Origin of the sequence: Citrobacter freundii complex sp. CFNIH4, from assembly GCF_002934505.1 — a bacterium.
Taxonomy (GTDB): domain Bacteria; phylum Pseudomonadota; class Gammaproteobacteria; order Enterobacterales; family Enterobacteriaceae; genus Citrobacter; species Citrobacter freundii.
Genome location: NZ_CP026231.1, coordinates 4,290,516 through 4,315,948, shown reverse-complemented (window position 1 = coordinate 4,315,948; position 25,433 = coordinate 4,290,516). Strand labels below are relative to the sequence as shown.

The following is a 25,433-nucleotide window of genomic DNA, read 5'->3' as shown; positions in this document are numbered from 1 at the left end:
ATGTTACACTGCGTAACTTTTCTACAATAACCCCACGCAGGTAACAAAATGAGTGAAGCTGTTGAACAAAAATCCCGCGCTGAGGCAAATTCCCGACCTAACTGGTCGGCGGTATTTGCCGTGGCGTTCTGTGTTGCCTGCCTGATAACCGTTGAGTTTCTGCCCGTTAGCCTGTTAACGCCGATGGCGCAGGATCTGGGGATTTCTGAAGGTGTGGCGGGGCAATCGGTGACCGTGACGGCATTTGTCGCCATGTTCGCCAGCCTGTTTGTGACGCAAATTATTCAGGCGACCGATCGTCGCTATGTGGTGATCCTGTTTTCGGTGCTGCTGACGCTTTCCTGTCTGCTGGTTTCCTTTGCCAATTCTTTTTCGCTGCTGCTCGTTGGCCGCGCCTGTCTCGGTCTGGCGCTTGGTGGCTTCTGGGCGATGTCGGCGTCGCTGACCATGCGTCTGGTTCCCGCACGTACGGTACCGAAAGCGCTGTCGGTTATTTTTGGCGCAGTTTCCATCGCGCTGGTGATTGCCGCGCCGCTGGGGAGCTTTTTAGGCGGCATTATCGGCTGGCGTAATGTATTTAATGCGGCGGCGGTGATGGGCGTGCTGTGCACAATTTGGGTGGTGAGAGCGTTGCCTTCGCTGCCTGGCGAGCCTTCGCATCAGAAACAAAACATGTTCAGCCTGTTGCAGAGACCGGGGGTGATGGCCGGGATGATTGCCATCTTCATGTCCTTTGCCGGGCAGTTCGCCTTCTTTACCTATATTCGCCCGATCTATATGAATCTGGCGGGCTTTGACGTTGATGGCCTGACGCTGGTGCTGCTGAGCTTCGGTATTGCCAGTTTTGTTGGTACGTCGCTTTCGTCGATGATTTTGAAGCGTTCGGTCAAACTGGCGTTAGCCGGTGCGCCACTGGTGCTGGCGCTCAGTGCACTGGTCTTGATTCTGTGGGGCAGTGACAAAGTGGTGGCGGCGGGTATTGCGATTATCTGGGGACTGTTGTTTGCGCTGGTACCGGTCGGCTGGTCGACGTGGATCACGCGCTCGCTTGCCGATCAGGCAGAAAAAGCCGGATCGGTGCAGGTCGCCGTGATCCAGCTTGCCAATACCTGTGGGGCTGCGGTGGGAGGCTATGCGCTCGATACTCTCGGACTGCTGTCGCCCCTGATGCTTTCCGGCAGCCTGATGCTGCTGACGGCGCTTCTGGTGGCAGCAAAAGTTCGCATAAAGGGTATGCAATAAACTAAAGCTCGGTATGCCGGATCGCTATCCGGCATCCTGGTTATTTTTTTAATTAAAACCATTGTTTTCGGCAGTATGGGCAAACCATTCGCCGCTCTTTTTCACCGTACGTTTTTGCGTGTCTAAATCTAACTGGACAAAACCGTAGCGGTTTTTATATCCGTTGAGCCAGGACCAGTTATCAATAAAAGTCCACATATGGTAGCCAAGACAATTACAACCTTCGCTGATGCCTTTATGTAGCCATTTAAGATGCTCAGAAACAAATTCAATGCGGTAGCTGTCGTTGATCTGGTCATGCTCAACGAAACGCTGCTCATTTTCCACACCCATACCGTTTTCAGAAATAAAGCAGCGTGGGTTGCCGTAATTATCACGAAGATTAGTAATAATATCGTAAATACCAGGCTCATAAATTTCCCAGCCACGGTAAGGGTTCATTTTACGCCCCGGCATTTCGTAATAATCAAACAGCCACTCCGGCATAAACGGCGCGTTTGGATTGACCGCAGTATCACGACATTTCACGCGACGCGGCTGATAATAATTGATACCGAGCAGGTCGATTTTCCCCTCGGCGATGAGCTGACTGTCGCCTGGCTGACAGGTTGGTAGCTGATCGTACTCTTTCAGCAATTCGACCAGATCCGCCGGATATTCCCCTTTTAGTACCGGGTCAAGGAAGCTGCGGTTAAACAGCAGATCCGCATGGTGCGCGGCTTTCACATCCGCCGGGTGCTGAGAGCGTGGATAAGAGGGCGTCAGATTTAGGATCACACCGATCTCACCGCCGTAGTTTCCGGCGCGATACGCCCGCACCGCCGTGGAATGCGCCAGTACAGTGTGATACGCCACGGTGGCCGCGCGTTTGAAATCCACCACGTTCGGGTAATGGAAGTCATACAGATAGCCGCCTTCCACCGGGACAATAGGCTCGTTAAAGGTGAACCAGTGCTTCACCCGGTTGCCGAACAATGTAAAACACGTCTGCGCGTAGCGGCCAAACGCCTCAACCACCTCACGGTTTTCCCAGCCGCCTTTCTCCTGCATCACCATTGGCATATCGAAGTGGAACAGGGTGATAAAGGGCGTGATATCCTGGGCCAGCAGCTCGTCGATGACGTTGTTATAGAATTCGACGGCTTCCGGATTAACATCGCCGGTACCGTCCGGGATCAGGCGTGACCAGCTCAGAGACGTACGGAAGCTGTTGTGCTTCAGCTGCTTGAGCAGTGCGATGTCCTGTTTCCAGTGCTGATAAAAGGTTGAGGTGTTTGCCGGACCAACCCCCTGGTGGAAACGACCTGGCTGACGGTCGAACCACACGTCCCACGTGGTCTGGCTTTTGCCGCCGTTCAGGCTATCCCCTTCGGTTTGCAGTGCCGAGCAGGCACTGCCCCACCAGAAGTTTTCTGGAAAACGGTATCGCATTGTTATTGCTCCATTGCTATTTATACGTTCTGGCAACAATACGTGTTTTTGCGACACAGAAACCGGTTACAGTGCTCATTTTACAACAAGATGCTTATAAATCCGGGCATTCAACTTTGCCAAGTGCTTCCCAGTAGTTGTTCTGGTTATTTCTTTGTATTGCCAGAATAGCCTCGCGGATATGCTGCTGATTACGTGTATCAGACATAATCGTTTTTTCCCACACGTCATCGGATGGCGACCCCTGTGGGGTGCAAATCTTGCGTAAGTCCTTCAATACAGTATTTTTTTCATGAACGGACTGTAGAGAGCCGTAAGCCGAATCGGCCTGCGCTAAACCCGGCAGCGTGAAAAGAATGGCAATAAGCGGTAAAGCGGCTCGTTTCATGATAATAATCCTTGTTGTCGATGCGCATCATCTCAAGAGTAAGTGTAGACGGCATGCGTCTCACTCATCAGCCTGTGTTAATTTCTAAACAAATAATCAGCCAGAAGTTTTAGTTTTTCAGGAGGATAGGATGCAAATACAGATTACAGATACCATTACCGAAGACGATCAAAATGCCCTGCTTGCCGGATTGCGCGCCTACAACCGCCAGTTCCTGCGAACCAACAACTTTGGCGACCTGGCGGTGTACTGGCGCGATGAAAGCAATGAAATTCTGGGCGGGCTGATTGGCAAAATCAAAGGCGAATGGCTGTGCATTGATTTCCTGTGGATGCATGATTCGCTGCGCAAAGGCGGTTACGGCACAAAATTGATGCAGGCTGCCGAGCAGACAGCGCGTGAGAGAGGGTGCCTGCATGCGCTGGTGGATACCATGAGTTTCCAGGCGCTGCCGTTTTATCAGAAAAACGGCTATCAGCTGCAAATGACCCTCGATAACTTTCCGGAAACCGGCTCCGCGCGGCATTATTTGTCGAAAACGTTTTGATGACCGGAAGGTCTGGACGCCGCCTCACTTTCTTGCGCAGCAGAATAGTGTATGTTCTGAACAATCATTTATTTCTTAAGCGGTAAAGAGATGAGACGGATTGAGATAATACTGGGGGAGCTGGAACGGCTGACGCGTGGACTGAATCTTGCCCATCTGGCTCAGGAAACGGCGTTCACAGCAGAAGCTATCGGCTTTAACCTCGGACTGGCGCGCAACTCGGTCAGTAAAGATCTCAATCAGCTCTGGAACGACGGCCTGGCGATTAAAAGCCGCGGACGCCCGGTATTCTTTCTGCATCGTCAGGCGATTGAAACGCTGCTGGGACGCAAACTGGATGAGTCCGAGCGCGAAGTGCAAACCGTTGCCGACCTGTTACCTGTTCAGGAAAACCAGGCGACAGACGATCCCTTTTCTGGCCTGATTGGTTACGATCGCAGCCTGCGCGACGCGGTGGAAAAAGGCCGCGCGGCGGTGCTGTATCCCCACGGGCTGCACGTTCTGCTGACCGGTCCCTCCGGCGTCGGCAAAACCTTTTTTGCCGAACTGATGCACCGTTTTGCCTGCGAACGCGCAGTGGGAGCGTCGCCGCCGCTGGTTTACTTTAACTGCGCGGAATACGCCCATAACCCGGAGCTGCTTTCTTCGCACCTGTTTGGTCATCGACAGGGGGCATTTACCGGCGCAAATGAAAATAAACCCGGTCTGGTCGAGCAAGCCGACGGTGGCTATCTGCTGCTCGACGAAGTGCATCGTCTGCCGTATGAAGGTCAGGAAAAGCTATTTTCTATTCTCGACAAAGGCGAATACCGGCCGCTGGGTTCCAGCGCCGTGGCGCGGCCAATCTCGGTTCGTCTGATATGTGCGACCACCGAACCGGTAAGTTCGGCGTTGCTGCGCACTTTCCAGCGACGTATTCAGGTATGTATCGATCTCCCCGGCATCCGCCAGCGTTCGGTGGAAGAGCAGGTTGAACTGATCGTTGGCTTCTTACAGCGTGAGAGCCGCAAAATCGAGCGTACGATAAGCATCGACCGTACCTTGCTGCTCTGGCTGTTGAACAAGCCGCTGGAAGGCAACATTGGTCAGCTTAAGAGCGACATTCAGTTTCTCTGCGCCCAGGCCTGGGCCTCAGGGATGACCGAGCACAGCGACACGCTACAGCTGGATAAACGTCTGACCGAGATCCCCTTTAACGCCACGCCGGAACAACGTCTGTTGGTTGGAGCGCTGTTCGAAGGCAAAGAACACCTGAGCATCGATGCCCGCACGCTGCCTGCGCTGAAAAATTCGCTGGCCACCGGAGCCGAAATTGAAGAGAGCGATCTCTTCTACAGCTTCCTGACCCGCGAATATATCAACCTGCGTAACAGCAACGTGCCGCCAGCCGAAACGCTGGCAATCCTCAAAAACAAGCTCAGTTCGATATTTGAATATGGTCTCTACAGCCGCGACAGCGTGGCGCATCCTCCGCGCTATGGCGATCAGATTGAAGAGCGAGTCACGCTGTTGATCGGCTGTGTTGAGCAGGTGCTTGGTTTTACGCTGCCGGAAAATCTGGTTAACCCGCTGCGCAAACACTTCCTGGCGCTGATTGGCTATGTGCAGCGCGGCCTTATTCCGCAACTTTATTCTTCCAGCCTGATCCTCGATCGCTGCAAAGATGAATACGAAAACGCTACGCTGTTATGCCGAAAAATCAATGAACTGCTGCATATTCAGTGTCCGGCGACGGAGGTGGTCTGGCTGTGCCTGTTCCTCAAAGAGTGTCGCCATTACCGCCAACGGATTGACGCCAGTCCTGACTGCGGGGTGATTTTGATTGCCCACGGTGCGACGACCGCCACAAGTCAGGCGCAGTACGTGAATCGCGTGCTGGAGCGCGAGGTGTTCAGCGCTATCGATATGCCTTTCGAGCAGTCGGTGCATGACACGCTGGAAGCCCTGACGCAGATGATCCAGACCCGGCAATATCGCCGATTGATCCTGATGGTGGATATTGGCTCGCTGGTCCATTTTGGCAGCACGATCAGTAAGTTATTCCAGATAGACGTACTGCTAATGCCCAATATCACGCTCACCAGCCTGCTGGAGATTGGGCTGGATTTAAGCTACGAAACCAGCGACTTGCCGCAGCTGGCGGCGTTGATGCAGAGCAAAAATATTCCCTGTCAGCTGTGTACTCCGCAGCAGGAAAACAGCGGTAAAGTGCTGGTTATCTCCTGCATCACCGGGATGGGAACGGCAGAAAAAATCAAAAAGGTGCTGGAAGAGAGCTTCGGTGAGTTAATGTCGCAGGATACGCGGATGGTTATCCTCGATTACAACGAAGTTCGCAGCCTGGAGCGTGTTCAGCAGGGGATTAACGCCAGTGAACGCCTGGCGGGAATAGTGGGCACTTTCCAGCCAGGACTGCCGGATATTCCGTTTATCTCGCTCGAGGAGCTGTTCTCTGAGCAAGGCCCCGAGCTGGTACTCAGCCTGCTGACGCCAGATCTCTCCAGCAGCGAACGCCGTCTGGAGATGGAGCGCAGCGCGATGCGCTTTATCAGCGCGTTGACTATGGAGAGCATCATTAACCATATTTCGGTGCTCAACCCGCAGCGTATTCTCAAAGAGATGGAAGGCGTGCTGAATCATCTGACCACTGCGCTTTCGCTCAAACCGAGCCGTCAGGTGACACTGCGCTTCCTGATCCACTGCTGCTGTATGGTCGAGCGTATCGTGATTAACCGCAAACCGTTACAGATGGCGCTGGAGAACAAGCCGGATCTGGATAATCGCGCGTTTAGTGTCATTAAATCCGCTTTCCTGCCGATCGAAGAGGCCTATGCCATTCGCTTATCGGACGCGGAATATTTTTATATCTACGAACTGCTGTATAGCTAATCCCTTTACTGGCGCGGCTTTCTGCCTCGCCAGCGCTCCTCTCTTCCCCGCGTGACACAAATTCTGGCACAGCCTTTGCTCTTACTTTGATGAGTTTGCCGGATGGCGGCATAAAACGCCTTATCCGGCCTACAAAGCACTTGCCGTAGGCCTGATAAGCGAAGCGCCATCAGGCATTGCAAGTCTCATGTAATCGAGCCAGGAGGCCATTTTGACTACCACTGAATCCTTGCCCCAGATCCTGCTGCTGACCCATGGCGGCTGGGGGCAACAGCTTTGCAACAGCCTGCGCATGGTGATGGGTGAAATCAAAGGCGTGACGGAAATTGCGCTGATGCCCGTTGATACGCTCGGCGAGTTTTATCAGCGCGTTGAAGCCGTAGTGAAAACCATGCCGGAAGGCTCACTGATCCTGACTGATTTTATTGGCGGCACCACCTCCAACGTGGCGGCGCGGCTGAGCGCCGATTACCCGGTGGCTGTTATTTCCGGGCTCAACGCCTCTTTGCTGCTGGAGGCGCTCGACAAACGCGAGCATGGCCAGTTGACCACCTGCGTGGCTGAACTGGTCGACGCCGGGCGTAGCAGTTGCCTGGACGTTGTCGCCCACGTGCGTCAATTACAACAATCACAATAAGGAATAAACATCATGGCAAACATCGTCTTATGTCGTATCGATAGCCGTCTGATTCATGGACAAGTGGTGACCAAATGGGTTGGGCAATCTCAGGCCAACCGGATTGCGGTGGTTAGCGATGAGCTGGATGCCGATCCGTTTATGAAAAACATCTACCTGATGGCCGCGCCGCCAAACATCAAAGTGGATTGTTTCGGTAACCAAAGTTTTGCGGCCGCCTGGAAAGAAAACCAGCTTGGTGACGGCAAAGTGCTGGTGCTGTTCCCTTCTCTGGCGGCGGTTCAGGAAGCGGTCCAGTTGGGGTTTGACGTCACTACCATTCAGGTCGGTGGGCTGGGCGGTGGGCCAAACCGCAAAGCGGTATTCCAGAACATTACGCTGGATGAAAAAGACGTCGGCATTCTGAGCGACCTGAAAAATCGTGGGATTCAGGTGTTCTTCCAGACTATCCCGGAAGATAAGCCTCAGTCGCTGGACGATATCCTGAAAAAATTCTAATTCTTTGATAACAGGGTACTTAACTATGGATACTTTAGTCTTTGCAAGCCTGATGGGGTTGTATTACTGGTTTGCCCGATTACGCCTTGGCTACACCTTCTCCGCTATGCTGCTGCAACCGGTAGTGATTGCCGTATTCGTTGGCTTGCTGTTAGGCAACATGGAAACGGCGATGATCATCGGTGCCGGTATGCAGCTGGTTTATCTCGGCGTGACCTCTACGCCAGGCGGTAACGTCCCGTCGGATCCTGCGCTGGCCGCCTGTATTTCAATTCCTATCGCTGTGAAGGCCGGAATGGACCCGAACCTGGCTATCGCGCTGGCGATCCCGTTTGGCGTCATCGGCGTGTTCCTCGACCAGTTGCGCCGCACGTTAAACGCAGCGTGGGTGCATATGGCCGACAAGCATGCGGAAACGGCCAATATGGCGGGCATTATGCGCTGTGCATTCCTCTACCCGGCGTTGCTTGGCCTTGTACTGCGTTTCCCGGTGGTTTTCGCCGCCAACTATTTTGGTCAGGACGTGGTGGAAAGCTTCCTCAAGCTGATGCCGCACTGGCTGACGCACTCCTTTGAAATTATGGGCGGCATTCTGCCAGCGTTGGGCTTCGCCATTACCATTATGGTGATCGGTAAAAAGAGCCTTCTGCCGTGGTTTATCGGCGGTTTCTTTGCGGTGCTGTACCTGAAGGTAGACATCATGGCGATGGCAATCTTTGGTACCTGCGTGGCTTTCCTGATTAAAGGTCTGGCGAAAAATGAAGGAGCAGCATGATGAGCAGCGACGTAATGCAACATGAACTGGTGGAGCGTGCGCGTGAAAGCGGCACGCTGACCAAAGCCGATATCACCAAAGCCTGGTTTATCTACTGGCTGGGTGCAGAAGTTTCCAGCTCCTATGAGCGTTTGCAGAGCCTGATTTTCTGCGCCTCGATGACGCCGATCATCAAAAAGCTCTACCCGCAAAAAGAGGAACAGGTAGAAGCGCTGAAACGCCATCTGAACTTCTTCAACTCAGAGCAGACGTTCGGGGCGGTGATTCAGGGGATCTCCATTGCGATGGAGGAACAGAAAACCCGCGGCGAGCCGATCAGCGATGCCTCTATTACCGGGATTAAAACCGGGCTAATGGGACCGCTGGCTGGGATGGGGGACTCCATCATCTGGGCAGCCGTGATGCCGCTGTTAATTGCTATTTTTATCCCGTTCGCCGCCAATGGCAGCGCGATGGGCGGAATTGTACCGTTAATCCTCTACCCGGCCATTACGTTGGCAATCAGCTACGGTATGGTGCACAAAGGCTATACGCTGGGACGTGACTCGATTATCGGTCTGCTGCAGGGAGGGCGAATTAAGGAACTGATCTACGGCGCGAACGTGCTGGGCCTGATCATGATGGGCGCGCTTTCTGCGAGCTACGTCAAGATCACCACGCCGTTAAAACTCAGCGCCCTGAAAGGCTCTGAAGTGGTGGTTCAGCAAATCCTCGACTCTATTGCCCCCGGTCTGTTGCCGCTGGCGGCGGTGTTCGCCATTTATTTCTATCTGGTGAAGAAAGGGCCGCGTTACACCACGATTTTGCTGTCGATTGTCGCACTCAGCGTGGTCTGCTCACTGCTGGGAGTGCTGTAAGCCATGACACAGAATATCTACCAACAATTGGGGCTAAAACAGGTGATTAACGCCTGCGGCAAGATGACGATTCTGGGCGTTTCCAGCGTCGCGCCGGAGGTGATGCAAGCCACCACGCGGGCAGCTTCGGCCTTTGTTGAAATTGACCGGCTGGTGGACCGTACCGGTGAATTGGTTTCCCGCTACACCGGCGCGGAGGACAGCTATGTTACTTCGTGCGCCTCGGCGGGTATTGCGATTGCCGTTGCCGCCGCCATTACCCGCGGTGACCAGGCTAGTGTCACGCTGATGCCGGACAGCGCGGGTATGGCCAATGAAGTGGTCATGCTGCGCGGGCATAACGTTGACTACGGGGCGCCCATCACCAGCGCGATCCGCTTAGGGGGAGGACGGGTGGTGGAGGTTGGCTCAAGTAATCTGGCGGCCCGCTGGCAGTTGGAGAGCGCGATTACCGATAACACCGCCGCGCTGCTGTACGTGAAATCGCACCACTGCGTGCAGAAAGGCATGTTGAGCATTGCAGACTTCGTACAGGTTGCGCAGGTTCATAACCTGCCGCTGATTGTCGATGCCGCTGCCGAGGAAGACTTACACGCCTGGGTGGCGAGCGGGGCGGATATGGTGGTCTACAGCGGAGCAAAAGCCTTTAACGCGCCGACCTCCGGGTTTATCACCGGGAAGAAACAGTGGATTGCCGCGTGTAAAGCGCAGCACCACGGAATTGCCCGGGCGATGAAGATCGGCAAAGAGAATATGGTCGGGCTGGTGTATGCCCTGGAAAACTATCATCAGGGGCAAACCGTGGTCACCGCCGAAGAGCTTCGCCCCGTGGCGCAGGCGATTTCAGCGATTCGCGGACTGGATGCGGATATTGAGCAGGACGAAGCCGGGCGCGCCATCTGGCGGATTCGTATTCGGGTGAATGCACAAGAGCTGGGGATGGATGCTTACGCCGTAGAAGCGCAGCTGCGAGAGGGTGATATCGCGATTTACGCTCGCCGTTACAACCTTCATCAGGGCGTCTTTAGTCTTGACCCGCGTACGGTTGCAGAAGGGGAAATGGCACTGATCGTGGCCCGACTAAAGGAGATTGCAGACCATGCAGCACATTAATTTTTATCGCAATAAAGTGGCTATTAACGTGCTGGCGAAGGATATCGCCAACGCCCGGGAAATCTATGACGCTGCCGAAGGTCACGCGGTGATCGGCATTCTTTCGGCGCAGTTCTCCTCGGTTGAGGAAGGGGTTAAGGAAGTGAAACGCTGGATGGTCGACGTGCCGTCGATTTCCGTGGGGCTGGGGGCGGGCGACCCGGCGCAGTATTACAAAGCGGCGATGATTGCCTCACAGGTCCATCCGGCACACGTCAACCAGACCTTTACCGGTTGTGGTTTTGCGGCAGGCGCGCTGGCGGCAACAGGCGGTGAACAGACCCATATCAACGCGTTAGTCAGTCCCACGGGCACGCCGGGGGAAGTGTTGATCTCCACTGGCGTCAGCAGCAGCCAGGGCACGCCAGCCCGCGTTTCCTGTGATGCAGCGGTACGTATGATGCTGGACTCTGGCGCGCATGCGGCGAAGTTTTTCCCAATGGGCGGTGAGCAGTCCCTGCCTGAGTTGTACGCACTGGCGACGACAGCGGCGCGCAACGGCATGACGTTGATTGAGCCGACCGGCGGTATCGATCTCGATAACTTCGGCATTATCCTGCAATCCTGTCTGGAAGCAGGAGTACCGCGCGTCATGCCGCATGTTTACAGCTCGATTATCGACCCTCAGACCGGTAATACCCGACCTGAAGATGTCGCCAGGTTAATGGAGATAGCCAAAGCCCTGGTGTGATGCCGCCATCGTTGGAGAGCGAAAAGAGAATGCCCGGAGGTGCTCACGCCTACCGGGCATTTTTGCGAACATCATTCATGGAAAATGAATGCATTGCAGCAGCATCTATTTATCCTCGAAAACGCCTCGCAAAGGGGTAATTTCCCTGATGTCGTCTGTAGCATTGGCGAGTAATGTCCCGTCATCTTGTTCTTCCGGTGACGGACCGCCATGCAAAAACCAACAACATCTACACCGCATGATGCGGTGTTTAAAAAATTCTTAGGTCATCCAGATACGGCGCGGGATTTTCTTGATACCTATCTTCCTGCGTCATTACATGAGCTTTGCGATCTGGATACACTGAAACTGGAACCCGGGAGTTTTATTGAGGAGGATCTGCGTGCCAGTTATTCCGATGTTCTGTGGTCGCTAAAAACTAGAACCGGTAAAGGCTATATCTACGCGTTGATTGAACACCAGAGTTCATCGGATGTTCATATGGTATTTCGGATGATGCGTTACGCCATTGCCGCGATGCAAAATCACCTTTATGCAGGACACAAAACGCTGCCGCTGGTGGTGCCGATACTTTTTTATCATGGCGTTGACAGCCCGTATCCATACTCGCTGTGTTGGCTGGATGAATTTGATGATCCACAAACTGCGCGGCAGCTTTATGGTTCTGCCTTCCCGCTGGTAGACATCACGGTGGTGTCTGATGATGAGATTATGCAGCATCGGCGGATGGCGCTACTTGAACTTGTCCAGAAGCATATACGTGAACGTGACCTGATGGTGCTGGTGGATAACCTGGTTGCTCTGCTGGTTAAGGGATACGCTAATGACAGCCAGGTAGAAACGCTATTTAATTATCTGATGCAGTCTGGCAGCGCACCGCGTTTCGAGGCGTTTATTCGCGAGGTGGCTTTACGCGTTCCCCAACACAAGGAGAGATTAATGACTATTGCAGAATGTTTACGTGAATCAGGGCGAAGAACGGGTCATTACAGTGGCTTACAAGAGGGATTACAAAAGGGCAAGATTGAAGGCAAACAAGACGAAGCGTTGCGGATAGCCCATGCCATGCTGGAGAAGGGGATCGATCGTGAACTGGTGCTAATTATCACCGGGCTTTCAAGTGATGAACTAACGGCATCTTCCGACTAATGTATCTTTTTCCCGTTATGCCTTTTTCTTCTTGCTGATGCTTTTTCGTTTTTTAAACCGCAGCGACCTTGCCGCTATAGTCATTTCATTACTCATCAGGCGGTTATTGCAAAAGGATAGAACGTGAAGCTGAAGATACCTTTTTTTGGGGCCGGGGCGGCGGTATTACTGGCGGGGTTATTGCTGGCAGGATGCGATCAACAGAGCAGTGATGCAAAGCATATCAAAGTGGGTGTGATTAACGGTGCCGAGCAGGATGTGGCGGAGGTCGCGAAGAAAGTGGCCAAAGAGAAGTACGGCCTCGATGTTGAACTGGTGGGTTTTAGCGGTTCTCTGCTGCCCAACGATGCCACTAATCATGGTGAGCTGGATGCCAACGTCTTCCAGCATCGTCCGTTCCTCGAACAAGATAATAAAGCACACGACTATAAGCTGGTTGCGGTGGGCAATACCTTTGTGTTCCCGATGGCAGGGTATTCGAAGAAAATCAAAACCGTCGCTGAACTAAAAGACGGTGCAACGATTGCGATACCTAACGATCCAACCAACCTCGGGCGGGCGCTGTTGCTGCTGCAAAAAGAGAAGTTAATTACGCTGAAAGCGGATACCGGCCTGCTGCCAACAGCGTTGGATATCACTGATAACCCGCGGCATCTGATAATTATGGAACTGGAAGGCGCGCAGTTGCCGCGCGTATTGGACGATCAGAAAGTGGATGTAGCGATTATCAGTACCACCTACATCCAGCAAACCGGGCTTTCCCCGGTACATGACAGCGTATTTATCGAAGACAAAAACTCACCGTACGTGAACATCCTGGTGGCGCGAGAAGACAACAAAGATGCCGAGAATGTGAAAGAATTCCTGCAATCTTATCAGTCACCGGAAGTGGCAAAGGCGGCAGAAACTATCTTTAACGGCGGCGCGGTTCCGGGTTGGTAATCATGACCCGTTGCCGCGCCGGTTGGGGTTAAACCGCTCTGGCGCGGCGACGTGAGTCCATTGAGATCAGCACTACCGATGAGAGGATTAAAAGCGTGCCCAGCCAGTCTGGCAGGGTAAAGGTAATACCTAACAACAGTAGTGACAGCAACGCGCTGCTCAACGGTTCTGCGCAGCTTAAAATGCTCGCTTTCGGTCCGCCAATCATCTGCGCGCCTTTCAGGTACAGGCTAAACGTCAGCGACGTGCCGATGACCACCAGATAGAAAAACGCCAGAATCAAACTGCCATTCACCACGAAATTAGTGCCCTGTCCGGCATAAAACGGCAGCAGGATCATGCCGCCGATTAACATACTCCAGCCGACGACCGGCAGCGTGCCGTAGCGCGCGATAAGCGTTGAGGGGTAGGTGGTGTAGAACGCGGCGGCAAACGCCGAGGCAATTCCCCAGAACAGCGCGGCAGGTGAGATAGACAGCGACGTTGGGTTACCGTGGGTGACCAGTAAGAAGGTGCCGATGAGCGAGGTGAAGATTGCGGTCAGCACTAAAATCCCCGGTCGAGCTTTGCGCACCACGGAAAACCACGCCACGATAATGGTCGGTGACAAAAATTGCAGCACCGTCGCGGTAGCGGCGTTGGATTTTTCAATGGTCAGCAGAAAGGTGAGCTGTACGGTGAGCGCTCCAACTACGGAAAAAATCAGCAGGCTGATGGCGTCTTTGCGGTTTTTGAAGATGGAAAACACTTTGTCGCCGTGAACGAAAGAGAGCATCAGCAGAATCAGCCCGGCGAAAATCAGACGTGTCATGGTCAGAAACTGCGACGACATCTGACTTTGCTCCATGATGTACTGCGCGCAAACGCCTGAACTTCCCCACAATACGGCGGCAATCAGGACGTTCATCATCCCTCTTCTGGTGGAACTCATCTTTCCCTCGGCATGTTGTTTTGTTTTATTTGTGTGCAGGCATCATAGCAGAGATAGCGAAGCGAGTGAGACATGACTGGTGTAGCCCCCCACGCGGCAGGGGGCTTCGGTAGTTATTTTATGGCGCAATCGGCGTCAGATAATCCAGCCGTAGCGGTTCGGCTAGCAGATCGTTCATTTGTAGAATGAACGCCTGGAAATGTGGCAGAGCGATATGCTCGTCCAGACCGGCCTGACCGTGCCAGGATTCGCGCACGTAAAACACATCCGGCGTGTCGCGTAACTGGAACAGGGCATATTCAATATTGCCCGGCTCCCGGCGAGTAGGCAGTAACAGAGCCTGCAGTGCCTGTTTCAGTGCATCGATTTTCCCTGGTTTGGCTTTCAGTACCGCAATAATTGAAATCACTTCTGAATCTGACATGTTAAAACCCCTCCAGCACAATCTTGCCGACCGAACGACCGGTTTCAATTTGCGCGTGGGCTTTTTGCAGATTTGCCGCGGTGATCGCGCCAAAATGTTCGCCCAGCGTGGTGCGGATGGTGTTGCTGTCGATCAGCTGTGCCACGCGGGTCAGTAACTGATGCTGCGCAATGATGTCGTGGGTGGTAAACATCGAACGGGTAAACATAAACTCCCAGTGCAGCGAAATGCTTTTGGCCTTCAGCGGACGCGCATCGAGAGTGTGCGGATCGTCAATCAACGCCAGTTTTCCCTGCGGTGCCAGGGCGGCAATAATTTGCGAATAGTGCTGCTCGGTATTGTTCAGGCTGGCAACGTGCGTCACCTCTTTAATGCCTATCCGTGCCAGCTCTTCCGTCAACGGCTTGCTGTGGTCAATCACATGATGAGCGCCCGCTTCACGAACCCATTTCTGGCTCTGCGGACGTGATGCCGTACCGATGACGGTCATTTTGGTCAGCTTACTGGCCAGTTGCGTCAGAATAGAACCGACGCCGCCAGCCGCGCCAACGATCAATAACACATCATCTTCATTGCTATTTTCCTCAACGCCCAGACGGTCGAACAGCATTTCCCAGGCGGTGATGGCGGTCAGCGGCAGCGCCGCAGCAGAAGCATTATCCAGTGTTTTTGGCTTCAGCGCGGTAATACGTTCATCAACCAGCTGAAATTCACTGTTACTGCCAGTGCGGCCCAGCGCTCCGGCATACCAGACTTCATCGCCAGGTGTGAACAGGGTGACGGCTTCACCCACGGACTTCACCACGCCAACGGCGTCCCAGCCCAGAACGCGCGGCACATCGGCGTTAAAACCTTCGCGAACCTTGGTATCAACGGGATTGACGGAAATGGCTTTCACTTCAACCAGCAGATCGTGCCCGGTAGCGACTGGCATGGGCAGGTCAATCTCTTGTAAAAATTCAATGTTATTGCCGTCGGTCGCGGCGCGGGTAATAGCGATGGCTTTCATGGTCTCTCCGGTCACAGGAATCAGTTGAATAATTCGATGGTAAACCGGTAGCAGAACGGGAAAAATAGCCCTACGGCGACAGGACTTATACTCGGGGAGTGAAAATGTTCCGGCTTGAAGATCTCACGTTGTTTGTCCGCGCCGCGGCGCTGAATAGTTTTAGCGATGCTGCGCGCGAAGTCGGCGTTCAGCCTGCTCAGGTCAGTTCAGCTATCAAGCGGCTGGAGTCTACGTTGGCTATCCGCTTGTTCGCCCGCTCCACGCGCAGCCTACGCCTGACGCCGGAGGGCGAGGTCTGGCTACCCTATGCCCGCCAGATGCTGGACGTGATGCATGCCGGGCTGCAAAAAATTCAGACCCCAGAAGATGAAGTTTCTGGCACGCTGCAAATCGCCGTGCCTTCCGATCTTGGCCGTAACCTGCTGCTGCCGGTCTTTCAGTCGTTTCGACGCCGCTATCCCGCGCTGCGCCTGCGGATTTTTTTCTCCGATCAGGTGACGGATGTCTTTAAAGACCCCGTCGATGTTGCGTTTCGCTATGGCAATACCGAAGACGCGTCTTACATTGCGCTGCCCGTTGCACCGAGTAACCGACGTGTGCTGGTGGCATCACCGGAATGGGTTGCACAAAACGGCGCTCCGCAAACCCCGGATGATTTAACACAGCTCAACGCCATGACCTTCGTATTACGCGGCCGTCTGCACGATCGCTGGACGTTTACGCGCAACGGCGAGGTCAGTAGTGTGCAGGTTAATGGCACCATTCTGAGCGACGATGCGGAAGTGATCCGACGGCTGGCAATTGCCGGGGAAGGTGTGGCGTACAAGTCGTGGCTGGATGTCAGCGAAGATGTGCGTGACGGTCGATTACAACTGCTGATGCCGGATTATCAGGGGGAGAAAGTCCCGCTGAATATGATTTGCCCCCATCGGAAGCAGCTTTCAAGAGCAGTCCGTCTGCTGCACGACGCAGTGAAGGCGCGGTGTGAAATGCTGGCGCAAAGCTAATAAGCGCTTTACGCCAGAATACTATCGCGTCGTTACTCAGTCTTTTTTCGCAGCGTTTGCAAAGAAGATATCAGACTGAATGTCTTTGGTGCGGATGGTAAATAGCTGATTAGTCAGATCTTCCGTCAGCTTCTCGGCGTCGGCCATGATGCGCAGGTTGAAGTCATTCAGCATCTTATCGGCGGCTGGTTTATCAGTTTTCGCCATCTTCAGATACTCTGCTTCAACCTCTTTTTGCTCCTTGGCCACTTTGTCTTCCCATGCTTTGTAGGCTTTTTTGACGATTGGCGCGAGCTTCGGATAATCGGTCATCGTCAGCGTTTGTAATTTACGATATTTCCAGTAGATAGACTGATCGTCCGCTTTATCAGTACCCATCGTATAGTTAGCCGGATACGCTTTCAGGCCGCTGTAGTACGGAACAAAGGCGGTGAGGTCGGCCATGCCCAAACCAATGTAGGTCGTTTCACCGATCTCTTTTGGCAACCACGGACGGACCTGCATAACATGCGCTTCATAGGTGCGGAAGACGCTGACCGGACGCCATGGCTCTTTGCCGTTCAGACCGTTGGTGTAGGGGTCATGGCTGGTGCCTTCATAATGGTTACGCAGTACGGCCTTCACATCGTCCAGTGTCATTTTCTTCTCTGGCGTCATGAAGACCGGGAATTCGCGCCCTTTGGCCATATCCTGGTTTACGGAAGGATTGAACTCTTTCTGGATGGTCCAAACGCGAGGGTCGTTATACGTGCGGTCACGCTCATCATCACGGGTATAGGCTTTGGAGAAGTTGAATTTGCCATCTTTTGCCGGTTCGTACAGACCCTTTTCGGTCGCAAATTGAATCAGGTTTTTTGACGCCATCATGTCCGGGTTTTTCGGATCGTAATCCTGTAAGCGGCCCTGGTTACCGGTGGCAAAATACTGGTTATTTGGCAGACGCTGCGCCATCCACTGATGGCCGCTGCCGGTTTCCAGATACCAGATCTCGTTATCGTCGACGACGGCAACGCCAAAGCCTTCGCCTGCGCCGACGGTCTCAACGATATGGCCCAGTAGCGCCACGGCTTCACGCGCGGTTTTACTCTGCGACAGCAGAATATCCGGAATATCGTCTTCGGTGATCCCTTTATCCTCAACGTACGGGTCGGCGGCCAGCGCTTTTGGTGAGGCAAAAATAGATTCTGTGCCGCTCACGCCAACGCCCAGCTCGTTAAATCCGGTCGCGCCGTGCAGTTGGGTTTTCCAGTTTGGAACAGTGGTATAACGCAGCGAGTTTTTGGGTAGCGGCCAGGTAAAGTCATTCGCACCGTTATGTGCTTTGGTGCTGTATACCCCGGTCTGATTCTGTTTTGCCGGGTGAATGACAAAATGTTGCGCTTTCAGGGCATCGCTGTCAGCGCTACGGGCAACCAGCATCGAGCCGTCCGCTGATGCTTCGTTACCGACCAGCAGGGTCGTACAAGCAAAACCTGATGAAACAACGGCCAAATTTATAGAAAGTGCAATCAGGCACTTTTTAAAAGTAAACATTACGTATCCCTCATATGTACGCCAAAAATACACCGGAAACATACCGTTTCCTGAAATGCGATAACGCCTGAACCTTCAGACATTGCTCGCGAGAGAGATAAACGCCCCTGCCCACGCCTTCTCCAAATATCCATCCGTAGATTGAAGTCTTCTGGACAAAATAAAACGCCCATTTCGCTTAATTATTACGCAATGGATATCGTGATATTCAGGATGTTTCCTGATTCGGGATGAAGAATAGCAATGGGTTATTAGAGGATTCAGTGACCCATGTCGCGTAAGTCGATGATGACAAATATGAATTCCATTGAGGGGGCGCGATTTTTGTTTCCGGATATGACGTTACCTCTTGCGGCAATACAGCGAGGGTACATTGGAGCTGGCAAAGATCCATGTGCCCTTATACTCTTCCATGACCAGACTGAGGGTTCGTCCGCTTTGGCGGTAAAAACCGGGTAAGGTATTGTTAATATCCGTTTCATCGGCGCTGTCTGCGAAGGTTTTGACCACCTGCATCGCCTGTAGCACCCGGGCTTCGTGCTGTCTGGTGTAGTTGAAATAAATGTTCCTGCTGATGTCTGAGGTATTACGTCCGTACAGTTTTCCGGTAATGGTGGCCAAACCTGCATTATCGTACATCCGAAACGCTAACGTACCGGCAAAGCGATTGCTGCCAATATTCCATTCCACGTTGCCGATGCAACTCAGCGGCTTTTCGGCAAAGCGTGAATACCATAGCCACCCGCCTGAACCGAGCAACGTCGCCAGACCGATTACCAGCAGAATAAGGTGATGTATTTTTTTCATTACCCGCGCATCCAGTAATAGTGGGTAGTACAAAACGCGTTAGCATCTATCCGCGCATCTTTATCACAGACAAACGCCACGATCCTCTCCGCTTTGCGGTAGCCGGAAAGGGGCTTTGTTGAATAAATCAGATTTCGGGTAAGTCTCCCCCGTAGCGGGTTGTGTTTTCAGGCAATACGCACGCTTTCAGGCATACCTGCTTTCGTCATTTTGTTCAGCGCTCGTACCAGGGCCATAGCCTCTGCAACCTGACCATCGTAGTCACGCAGTGTCAGTGAACCCCCGAACAGCTGTTTTACCCGGTACATCGCCGTTTCCGCTATCGAGCGACGGTTGTAATCTGTTGTCCATTTCCACCGCGCATTACTCCCGGTCATTCGCTGATTAGCCACTGCACGGTTACGGTCTGCATATTCACCGGGCCAGTAACCCGCACCTTTTCGGGGAGGGATAAGCGCGCTGATTTTCTTACGCCGCAGTTCATCGTGACATAGCCGGGTATCGTAAGCGCCATCGGCGGCGGCTGACCTGATTTTCCGGTGGGTTTGCCGGATTAACCCGGGGAAGGCCTCTGAGTCCGTAACGTTGTTCAGCGACAGGTCAGCGCAGATGATTTCATGTGTTTTACTGTCAACGGCGAGATGCAGCTTACGCCAGATACGGCGGCGTTCCTGGCCATGCTTTTTGACTTTCCACTCGCCTTCACCGAAGACCTTCAGCCCGGTGGAATCAATTACCAGGTGTGCGATTTCACCCCGGGTGGGCGTTTTGAAACTGACATTAACCGACTTTGCCCGCCTGCTGACACAGCTGTAATCCGGGCAGCGTAGCGGAACGTTCATCAGAGAAAAAATGGAATCAATAAAGCCCTGCGCAGCGCGCAGGGTCAGCCTGAATACGCGTTTAATGACCAGCACAGTCGTGATGGCAAGGTCAGAATAGCGCTGAGGTCTGCCTCGTGAAGAAGGTGTTGCTGACTCATACCAGGCCTGAATAGCTTCATCATCCAGCCAGAAAGTTATGGAGCCACGGTTGATGAGGGCTTTATTGTAGGTGGGCCAGTTGGTGATTTTGAACTTTTGCTTTGCCACGGAACGGTCTGCGTTGTCGGGAAGATACGTGATCTGATCCTTCAACTCAGCAAAAGTTCGATTTATTCAACAAAGCCCCGGAAAGGAAGACGTGCTTGTTGTTTTCGCAAAGATAGGGATGCAGTTGCATCAGATTGAAATAATTCTCCTGGTCGTGCTCATTTGGTGAGTAATAAATTTTACAGTTTTGCCGAGAGGGAACTTGCATAGAAACAGACACGAATTTACTAAACGGCATAACAGGACGCGTCTGATACCACACCAGCCAGATAATCAGGGTGGCAATAACGATGCCCGTGCTAAATATAATGTACCACCAGGGTCCCCGCGTCGTTTGTTGAGGCGCGGGAGCAATTATCTTTGGGGGCGCGTAATCCTCTATAACCGGTGGCTGGTAAACTTCACTTTGAGGATGTGTTATCGCCTCAACCTGCGTATTTTCATTTAATGCAAGCCCGCGCCGGGAAATTGTTTTTACCGTATCTCTCGGCAGACCCACATCCGCCAGAGCATTACGTAGCGTCAGAATAGCCTGGTAAAATGTGTTGGTGGTGGTCACATTATTTCTCTCACCCCAGCCCACTTTAATCAACGTGTTCTGAGAAACAATGTCACTTGCGTGAGTAATTAAATAGAGAAAACAGAGCGAGGCTGGTATCTGTAGTTGAATTGCTCGCCCTGTCTGTCGATTGACCAGGCTTTTGTTATCAGGATTAAATTCGACCAACTGATTGATAAGGTACAATTGCCCAGCCCTCAGTAACCTAAACGTATCACCGCATGTGCCAACACTTACCTTAAATTTTACATCCAAATTGATAATATGCCTCACTCTTTGTACGTGATCGCAGATAAGAATTTTACTTAAGATTTAAATGTTCTTTACATACAACGTGTTAGCTGATCAAGTTCTTAGGTAAAATTAACTAATGTTAAATAATGAGAATTCATTACAGGTTTATCTGAATTATCATTATATTTATACACAGCACTTCAAGGGTGATTGAGTTATCAGTATTGTGTAATTAATGAGCATTGTTTACATCGGTTGTTTTTTTAGCAAATAGTGCTTTTTTAAGATTTATCCTAGGATTTTAATTTATGCATAAAATTCCTAATGCCCAGACTGTTATTCTGAGATAAGGCACAAAAAAGCTTAGCGCAATCGTATTAATCACAGTCCATACTTATTAGCACATCAGGAGTTTATTACATTTTATTAGCGCCACTGTTATTAGCTGACAAGGAATGTCGTACGTGTCGGATTGACACATTTATTTACCAATGAAATATTTATGGAAAAATAACAGGAGTCATTTTTGATGAAGAGATCACCATCACAGAGTGTTCGTTGCATAAGCTGTGAATTATCCTGTCAATTATTTCCGGATGCTGCGGTTCGCGCCAGTTACTGTCACCGTGCCGCTTTTGCTATCTGGCCTGAGGGAAATGGCTTTCTGCAAAAAGGAATTATTGAAAAACTTCTGCTTAATAATCAAAACCATTTGTCGCGCGGGTTTATTTTTGTGGACTTCTCTTTCCCGAACCTGCGCCTGTTTGCCGACCCGCAATGGGTTGATCGTCTGGCTTATAGCGGCATGCATATTGTTTTGATAGCGGACCGGAACCTGGCGCCGTTAGCCAACTACTGGCTGTCGAAAAGCAATAAAATACAAGGGATTATATATTCTGATGATGATGATGACGTACAGCATCAGAAAATGAGACGATTATTTACCGGTCATCTCGCTAACAGTAAACGTGGGCGCACACTCAACTATACAGAAATGATATTACTGAAGCGATTTGTCTCAGGAAAAAGTATTCAGCAAATTACCCAAATAGATAATATTGATATTAAGAAAATATATGTCTATAAGCTCCGGCTTGAAGATAAGTTGGGCCATAGTATTCATAAAATACTATCGAATATTTTATAACGCATTTCTGATTTTTATTATTTCACATCCTTGCGATGTGGTGGACGCTCTACGCCTAATAGCAGGAGGCTAATATGCCAAATCCCAAATCTTACTCTCGTATTGCCATCGCGGTTTCAGCCGCATTAACTTCTATGGTATTTTCGGCCCATGCAGCCTGGATTGATGTTGATAGTCTTCCTTCCAGCGGTCTGGTTAGTAGTCTGCCTCCGGAGTTGCAGGCTTTATTTCCTGCACAGGCGAATGCAAGTTTCGCTAAAACCAGCGCTACGCCGAATTATGTTTATCAATGGAGTGCTGGCACCATTCCTGTTTTTGGCAATGGGTTAACGCTCAATGGGCCAGGAGCAGAAGCCTTCGAGCACTCCATTACCGTTATTCAGAATAGCGCGACGGGTAGCCCAGGCGTTATTTTCGGTGATGACCTGACGATCCGCACACAGTCGAAGAATGCTGCCAACAATGGTAAAGATGTTGACGGTATTCGCACGCACGGGGCTAATACGCCGGATAACCCGGTCTTTATCATCACCGGAGATCGCACCAGCATTTATGTGGACGGTCAGGATGGTGACGGTATTAACGCCGGTTACAACTCCTATAGCCAGGGTTGGAAAGGTTCAGCCAACATATACGTCGGCGACGATCTGTATATTCAAACCACCGGTTATCAGGGGCGTGGTATCACTGCAAACGCAATGAAAGACGCTACGCAGGCCAAAAATACGATTGTCGTCGGCGATCGGGCACACATTGTGACGATCGGTGACAGTTCAGAAGGTCTTCGCACCGGGCAGAGCGGCTCCTCGATCCGCCTTGGTGATGACGCCACTATCGAGACGTCGGGCGCGTCCTCGACAGGGATCTATGCCGCCTCATCTTCCAAAACGGAACTGGGCAACAATGCCACGATTACGGTCAACGGCGTCAGCGCCCATGCGGTTTATTCCACCAATGCAACCGTGAATCTCGGCGAAAACGCGACGATCAACGTAAACAATTCGGCGAAAGCGGCGTCTTACAGCAAAGCGCCACGCGGTCTGTATGCGACTTCACGCGGGGCAATAAACCTGGCTGGCGGCGCCGCCATTACTATGGCGGGCAATCACAGCAATGAAAGTTATGCCATCAGCACCGAAACGGGCGGCTCCGTAGACGGCTCCGCTGGCGGGCGCTTCCTTATCGACGGTGATCTTCACGCCGCTGGCGCGACTGCCGCGACCAGCAGCCTGCCGCAGCAAAACAGTACCATTACGCTCAACATGACCGACAACTCGTTGTGGAGTGGGGCGTCATACATCACCAGCGTCTCGGCCGGAACGGGGGTTATCTCGCTGCAAATGAGCGATGCGACCTGGAACATGACCAACAGCTCAACGCTCACCGACCTGACGCTGAACGGCGGGTCAGTGGTGAACTTTGGGCATACTGACGGCGAACCGTGGCAGACGCTTACCATTAATGAAGATTTCACCGGCAACGGCGGCAAACTGGTTTTCAATACCGTCCTGAATGACGACACCTCCGAAACCGACAAGCTGAAAGTGCTCGGCAACACCGCAGGTAATGCGTTTGTGGCGGTGAACAACATTGGCGGAACCGGGGCGCAGACCGTTGAAGGTATTGAGATCATCGAAGTAGCCGGTAATTCTGACGGTACTTTTGAGAAAGCAGGCCGTATTGTTGCCGGTGCGTACGACTATAACGTGGTGCAAAAGGGCAGCAACTGGTATCTGACCAGCTTTATTCCTGCTCCGCCGGATCCGGAAGAACCGGACCCGGTAGATCCCATCGACCCAGACCCCGTTGACCCGGATCCGGTTGACCCTATTGACCCAGGTCCTGTCGATCCAGACCCGGTCGATCCGATAATCCCTGAGCCGGAAATACCTGTCGCACCTCCGGTCACCGAGCAGCAATACCGCCCGGAAGCAGGCAGTTATCTGGCGAACAACTACGCCGCTAACACGCTGTTTATGACCCGACTGCACGATCGTCTGGGTGAAACGCAGTACATCGACATGCTGACGGGCGAGAAAAAAGTCACCAGTATGTGGATGCGTAACGTCGGGGCGCATACCCGCTTTAAAGACGGTAGCGGGCAGTTGAAAACCCAAAGCAACAGCTATGTGTTGCAGCTGGGCGGTGATCTGGCGCAGTGGAGTAGCGACGGCCTCGACCGTTGGCACATCGGCGCAATGGCTGGTTACGCCAACAGCCAGAACCGCACGCAGTCCAGCCTGACCGGCTACCATTCACGTGGTCAGGTTACCGGTTACAGCGTGGGACTGTACGGCACCTGGTATGCCAATGACGCAGACAAGACCGGCACTTACGTAGACACCTGGATGCTGTACAACTGGTTTGATAACAAGGTGATGGGCCAGGAGCAGGCGGCGGAGAAATATAAATCCAGCGGGATCACTGCTTCGGTCGAAGCGGGTTATAGCTTCAAACTGGGTGAGAACGAGCGCAACAGCTACTGGCTGCAACCGAAAGCGCAGGTGGTGTGGATGGATGTGCAGGCCGACAGTCACCGCGAAGCGAATGGTACCCGTGTGAAGGATGATACCGATGGCAACCTGATGACCCGTCTGGGTGTGAAGGCCTTTATCAACGGTCACAACGCCATCGACGACGGTAAATCTCGTGAGTTCCAGCCGTTTGTCGAAGCCAACTGGATCCACAACACGCAGACGACCCGCGTGAAGATGGATGATGTGAGCAACGACATGCGCGGCACGAAGAACATCGGCGACAAAGGCTACAGCGATACCCGCGGTATGCTGGGCGTGAAATACAATTTCTGACGGGATTGTAAGTAACAGAAAAGCCGCTGATTAATAGGTCAGCGGCTTTATTTTTTGGGGAAGCGGTAGGTCGGATAAGCGTTAGCGCCATCCAGTAAATAAGCTGCGTACAGCGCTAGCTATTACTATTTTTGTTACAAGCAAGTTCTTTGCCCAAAGCAATCATGGCCAATTCAGAAGGACTGTATTTTGTTCGTTCTTTAGGATGGGTCTGGAGGTAATTACCAACAATATCAGCTTCCTGTCCAATGGTTATGCTTTCATTACAGATGATATTTTCTTTTGATAGTGTCCCCGCTACACCGGCAACAAAAGACATATACATCACTGCTGTCTGTTCATCCCGAACATTCAAATAATCAAAACCTTTCTCATACAACTGATAACCGTGATAAAGCGAGTTGCCGTCGATATTCAATGTCGATTTTGCCAGTACAGGCGTTGAAAAACAGAGCAATAACAAGACAGGAATGGCAATTTTACTGATCATACGAGCACCAGCCGCCCTTATGGTGTGAGCCAGTACCGCCGTGCGGGTGTTCTCCTTTCGGGCATGCGAAAACAGTAGATGATGCGGTGATAGTGACGAGAGCGATAACCATTGCCATGAATACGTTTTTCATATGTAACCCAATAATCTAATTTATTAGAAACGAGGCTGTCCCTTCCTGATTAAAGAAAAA

Annotated in this window: 24 protein-coding genes and 1 pseudogene; 14 read left to right on the top strand and 11 right to left on the bottom strand. The window is 52.2% G+C overall.

Annotated features, from left to right (window positions below; translation table 11 throughout):
• Nucleotides 1–48 precede the first annotated feature (48 nt).
• Nucleotides 49–1,242: a purine ribonucleoside efflux pump NepI gene (nepI, locus tag C2U41_RS22115; RefSeq protein WP_003840662.1), complete on the top strand. Its 1,194-nt coding sequence runs from the start codon at nt 49–51 to the stop codon at nt 1,240–1,242.
• A 48-nt stretch (nt 1,243–1,290) separates the two neighbouring features.
• Here nepI and C2U41_RS22110 read toward each other — a convergent pair whose 3' ends face one another.
• Nucleotides 1,291–2,673, bottom strand: coding sequence for a glycoside hydrolase family 1 protein (locus C2U41_RS22110; RefSeq protein ID WP_103848859.1), 1,383 nt, complete (start codon nt 2,671–2,673; stop codon nt 1,291–1,293).
• Between the two features lie 94 nt (nt 2,674–2,767).
• The gene (locus C2U41_RS22105; protein WP_003840665.1) at nt 2,768–3,061 is read right to left on the bottom strand and encodes a YicS family protein; all 294 of its coding nucleotides are present in this window, start codon (nt 3,059–3,061) and stop codon (nt 2,768–2,770) included.
• A gap of 130 nt (nt 3,062–3,191) precedes the next feature.
• On the opposite strand from C2U41_RS22105, the gene C2U41_RS22100 reads away from it, so the two are divergent.
• The 10 genes from C2U41_RS22100 (at nt 3,192) to nlpA (ending at nt 13,198) form a co-directional block, all read left to right on the top strand.
• Complete coding sequence (locus tag C2U41_RS22100; RefSeq protein WP_044714235.1) at nt 3,192–3,608, top strand: GNAT family N-acetyltransferase; 417 nt, start codon at nt 3,192–3,194, stop codon at nt 3,606–3,608.
• Between the two features lie 90 nt (nt 3,609–3,698).
• Nucleotides 3,699–6,497 carry a transcriptional regulator DagR gene (dagR, locus tag C2U41_RS22095; protein WP_103848860.1) on the top strand — a complete coding sequence of 933 codons (2,799 nt, stop codon included), beginning with the start codon at nt 3,699–3,701 and terminating at the stop codon, nt 6,495–6,497.
• Nucleotides 6,498–6,708: 211 nt separating this feature from the next.
• On the top strand, nt 6,709–7,134 hold the full coding sequence (locus C2U41_RS22090; protein WP_003023957.1) for a PTS sugar transporter subunit IIA: 426 nt from the start codon (nt 6,709–6,711) through the stop codon (nt 7,132–7,134).
• A 12-nt stretch (nt 7,135–7,146) separates the two neighbouring features.
• Entirely contained in the window at nt 7,147–7,632 is a 486-nt protein-coding gene (locus C2U41_RS22085) for a PTS system mannose/fructose/N-acetylgalactosamine-transporter subunit IIB (RefSeq protein WP_003023959.1), read from the top strand.
• A 25-nt stretch (nt 7,633–7,657) separates the two neighbouring features.
• The gene (locus C2U41_RS22080) at nt 7,658–8,407 is read left to right on the top strand and encodes a PTS mannose/fructose/sorbose/N-acetylgalactosamine transporter subunit IIC (protein WP_003023960.1); all 750 of its coding nucleotides are present in this window, start codon (nt 7,658–7,660) and stop codon (nt 8,405–8,407) included.
• Nucleotides 8,404–9,264 (top strand): PTS system mannose/fructose/sorbose family transporter subunit IID, encoded by an 861-nt coding sequence (locus C2U41_RS22075; protein ID WP_005121522.1) that lies wholly within the window; start codon nt 8,404–8,406, stop codon nt 9,262–9,264. Before C2U41_RS22080 ends, C2U41_RS22075 begins: the two co-directional genes overlap by 4 nt.
• A gap of 3 nt (nt 9,265–9,267) precedes the next feature.
• Nucleotides 9,268–10,377, top strand: a complete 1,110-nt coding sequence (gene dgaE / locus C2U41_RS22070) for a D-glucosaminate-6-phosphate ammonia lyase (protein WP_103848861.1) — start codon at nt 9,268–9,270, stop codon at nt 10,375–10,377.
• A complete protein-coding gene (gene dagF, locus C2U41_RS22065) occupies nt 10,364–11,107 on the top strand; it encodes a 2-dehydro-3-deoxy-phosphogluconate aldolase (protein WP_103848862.1) in 744 nt (247 codons plus the stop codon). Before dgaE ends, dagF begins: the two co-directional genes overlap by 14 nt.
• Nucleotides 11,108–11,317: 210 nt before the next feature.
• Nucleotides 11,318–12,256 (top strand): Rpn family recombination-promoting nuclease/putative transposase, encoded by a 939-nt coding sequence (locus C2U41_RS22060; RefSeq protein WP_103848863.1) that lies wholly within the window; start codon nt 11,318–11,320, stop codon nt 12,254–12,256.
• 123 nt (nt 12,257–12,379) lie between these two features.
• Nucleotides 12,380–13,198, top strand: coding sequence for a lipoprotein NlpA (gene nlpA / locus C2U41_RS22055; protein ID WP_044700476.1), 819 nt, complete (start codon nt 12,380–12,382; stop codon nt 13,196–13,198).
• 28 nt (nt 13,199–13,226) lie between these two features.
• Here the strand turns inward: nlpA and C2U41_RS22050 are convergent, their stop codons facing one another.
• From C2U41_RS22050 to C2U41_RS22040, 3 genes are all read right to left on the bottom strand, one after another.
• Nucleotides 13,227–14,129, bottom strand: coding sequence for a carboxylate/amino acid/amine transporter (locus tag C2U41_RS22050; protein WP_103848864.1), 903 nt, complete (start codon nt 14,127–14,129; stop codon nt 13,227–13,229).
• A gap of 118 nt (nt 14,130–14,247) precedes the next feature.
• Nucleotides 14,248–14,553: a putative quinol monooxygenase gene (locus C2U41_RS22045; RefSeq protein ID WP_003023975.1), complete on the bottom strand. Its 306-nt coding sequence runs from the start codon at nt 14,551–14,553 to the stop codon at nt 14,248–14,250.
• Between the two features lies 1 nt (nt 14,554).
• Nucleotides 14,555–15,562 carry a zinc-binding alcohol dehydrogenase family protein gene (locus C2U41_RS22040; RefSeq protein ID WP_003840683.1) on the bottom strand — a complete coding sequence of 336 codons (1,008 nt, stop codon included), beginning with the start codon at nt 15,560–15,562 and terminating at the stop codon, nt 14,555–14,557.
• A 104-nt stretch (nt 15,563–15,666) separates the two neighbouring features.
• Here C2U41_RS22040 and C2U41_RS22035 point away from each other — a divergent pair, with 104 nt between their 5' ends.
• Nucleotides 15,667–16,569, top strand: a complete 903-nt coding sequence (locus tag C2U41_RS22035) for a LysR family transcriptional regulator (RefSeq protein ID WP_103848865.1) — start codon at nt 15,667–15,669, stop codon at nt 16,567–16,569.
• A gap of 36 nt (nt 16,570–16,605) precedes the next feature.
• Here C2U41_RS22035 and C2U41_RS22030 read toward each other — a convergent pair whose 3' ends face one another.
• From C2U41_RS22030 to C2U41_RS22005, 5 genes and pseudogenes are all read right to left on the bottom strand, one after another.
• A complete protein-coding gene (locus C2U41_RS22030; protein WP_005121531.1) occupies nt 16,606–18,102 on the bottom strand; it encodes a C69 family dipeptidase in 1,497 nt (498 codons plus the stop codon).
• A 342-nt stretch (nt 18,103–18,444) separates the two neighbouring features.
• Nucleotides 18,445–18,909: a hypothetical protein gene (locus tag C2U41_RS22025; protein ID WP_003840687.1), complete on the bottom strand. Its 465-nt coding sequence runs from the start codon at nt 18,907–18,909 to the stop codon at nt 18,445–18,447.
• Nucleotides 18,909–19,019 (bottom strand): annotated as a pseudogene (locus C2U41_RS29800) (winged helix-turn-helix domain-containing protein); the annotation flags it as partial. The pseudogene C2U41_RS29800 and the gene C2U41_RS22025, both read right to left, overlap by 1 nt.
• A 57-nt stretch (nt 19,020–19,076) precedes the next feature.
• Nucleotides 19,077–20,000, bottom strand: coding sequence for an IS5-like element IS903B family transposase (locus tag C2U41_RS22015; RefSeq protein ID WP_001118619.1), 924 nt, complete (start codon nt 19,998–20,000; stop codon nt 19,077–19,079).
• Nucleotides 20,001–20,046: 46 nt separating this feature from the next.
• The gene (locus C2U41_RS22005) at nt 20,047–20,745 is read right to left on the bottom strand and encodes a winged helix-turn-helix domain-containing protein (protein ID WP_233901275.1); all 699 of its coding nucleotides are present in this window, start codon (nt 20,743–20,745) and stop codon (nt 20,047–20,049) included.
• 577 nt (nt 20,746–21,322) lie between these two features.
• Between C2U41_RS22005 and C2U41_RS22000 the strand changes: the two genes are divergently transcribed.
• Nucleotides 21,323–21,940, top strand: coding sequence for a helix-turn-helix transcriptional regulator (locus C2U41_RS22000; protein ID WP_003023988.1), 618 nt, complete (start codon nt 21,323–21,325; stop codon nt 21,938–21,940).
• A gap of 74 nt (nt 21,941–22,014) precedes the next feature.
• On the top strand, nt 22,015–24,750 hold the full coding sequence (gene misL, locus C2U41_RS21995) for an intestinal colonization autotransporter adhesin MisL (RefSeq protein WP_103848215.1): 2,736 nt from the start codon (nt 22,015–22,017) through the stop codon (nt 24,748–24,750).
• A 115-nt stretch (nt 24,751–24,865) separates the two neighbouring features.
• Here misL and C2U41_RS21990 read toward each other — a convergent pair whose 3' ends face one another.
• On the bottom strand, nt 24,866–25,240 hold the full coding sequence (locus C2U41_RS21990; RefSeq protein ID WP_016151201.1) for a Rap1a/Tai family immunity protein: 375 nt from the start codon (nt 25,238–25,240) through the stop codon (nt 24,866–24,868).
• Between the last annotated feature and the right edge of the window lie 193 nt (nt 25,241–25,433).

Excerpts from the sequence above, each read along its gene's own strand:
- C2U41_RS22110 (WP_103848859.1), bottom strand. The coding sequence starts at position 2,673 with ATGCGATACCGTTTTCCAGAAAACTTCTGGTGGGGCAGTGCCTGCTCG.
- C2U41_RS22080 (WP_003023960.1), top strand. The coding sequence starts at position 7,658 with ATGGATACTTTAGTCTTTGCAAGCCTGATGGGGTTGTATTACTGGTTT.
- C2U41_RS22000 (WP_003023988.1), top strand. The coding sequence starts at position 21,323 with ATGAAGAGATCACCATCACAGAGTGTTCGTTGCATAAGCTGTGAATTA.
- C2U41_RS22030 (WP_005121531.1), bottom strand. The coding sequence starts at position 18,102 with ATGTTTACTTTTAAAAAGTGCCTGATTGCACTTTCTATAAATTTGGCC.
- C2U41_RS22035 (WP_103848865.1), top strand. The coding sequence starts at position 15,667 with ATGTTCCGGCTTGAAGATCTCACGTTGTTTGTCCGCGCCGCGGCGCTG.
- C2U41_RS22085 (WP_003023959.1), top strand. The coding sequence starts at position 7,147 with ATGGCAAACATCGTCTTATGTCGTATCGATAGCCGTCTGATTCATGGA.
- dagR (WP_103848860.1), top strand. The coding sequence starts at position 3,699 with ATGAGACGGATTGAGATAATACTGGGGGAGCTGGAACGGCTGACGCGT.
- nepI (WP_003840662.1), top strand. The coding sequence starts at position 49 with ATGAGTGAAGCTGTTGAACAAAAATCCCGCGCTGAGGCAAATTCCCGA.
- C2U41_RS22050 (WP_103848864.1), bottom strand. The coding sequence starts at position 14,129 with ATGAGTTCCACCAGAAGAGGGATGATGAACGTCCTGATTGCCGCCGTA.
- C2U41_RS22025 (WP_003840687.1), bottom strand. The coding sequence starts at position 18,909 with ATGAAAAAAATACATCACCTTATTCTGCTGGTAATCGGTCTGGCGACG.
- misL (WP_103848215.1), top strand. The coding sequence starts at position 22,015 with ATGCCAAATCCCAAATCTTACTCTCGTATTGCCATCGCGGTTTCAGCC.
- dagF (WP_103848862.1), top strand. The coding sequence starts at position 10,364 with ATGCAGCACATTAATTTTTATCGCAATAAAGTGGCTATTAACGTGCTG.
- C2U41_RS22060 (WP_103848863.1), top strand. The coding sequence starts at position 11,318 with ATGCAAAAACCAACAACATCTACACCGCATGATGCGGTGTTTAAAAAA.
- dgaE (WP_103848861.1), top strand. The coding sequence starts at position 9,268 with ATGACACAGAATATCTACCAACAATTGGGGCTAAAACAGGTGATTAAC.
- C2U41_RS22100 (WP_044714235.1), top strand. The coding sequence starts at position 3,192 with ATGCAAATACAGATTACAGATACCATTACCGAAGACGATCAAAATGCC.
- C2U41_RS22075 (WP_005121522.1), top strand. The coding sequence starts at position 8,404 with ATGATGAGCAGCGACGTAATGCAACATGAACTGGTGGAGCGTGCGCGT.
- C2U41_RS22105 (WP_003840665.1), bottom strand. The coding sequence starts at position 3,061 with ATGAAACGAGCCGCTTTACCGCTTATTGCCATTCTTTTCACGCTGCCG.
- C2U41_RS22040 (WP_003840683.1), bottom strand. The coding sequence starts at position 15,562 with ATGAAAGCCATCGCTATTACCCGCGCCGCGACCGACGGCAATAACATT.
- C2U41_RS21990 (WP_016151201.1), bottom strand. The coding sequence starts at position 25,240 with ATGATCAGTAAAATTGCCATTCCTGTCTTGTTATTGCTCTGTTTTTCA.
- C2U41_RS22045 (WP_003023975.1), bottom strand. The coding sequence starts at position 14,553 with ATGTCAGATTCAGAAGTGATTTCAATTATTGCGGTACTGAAAGCCAAA.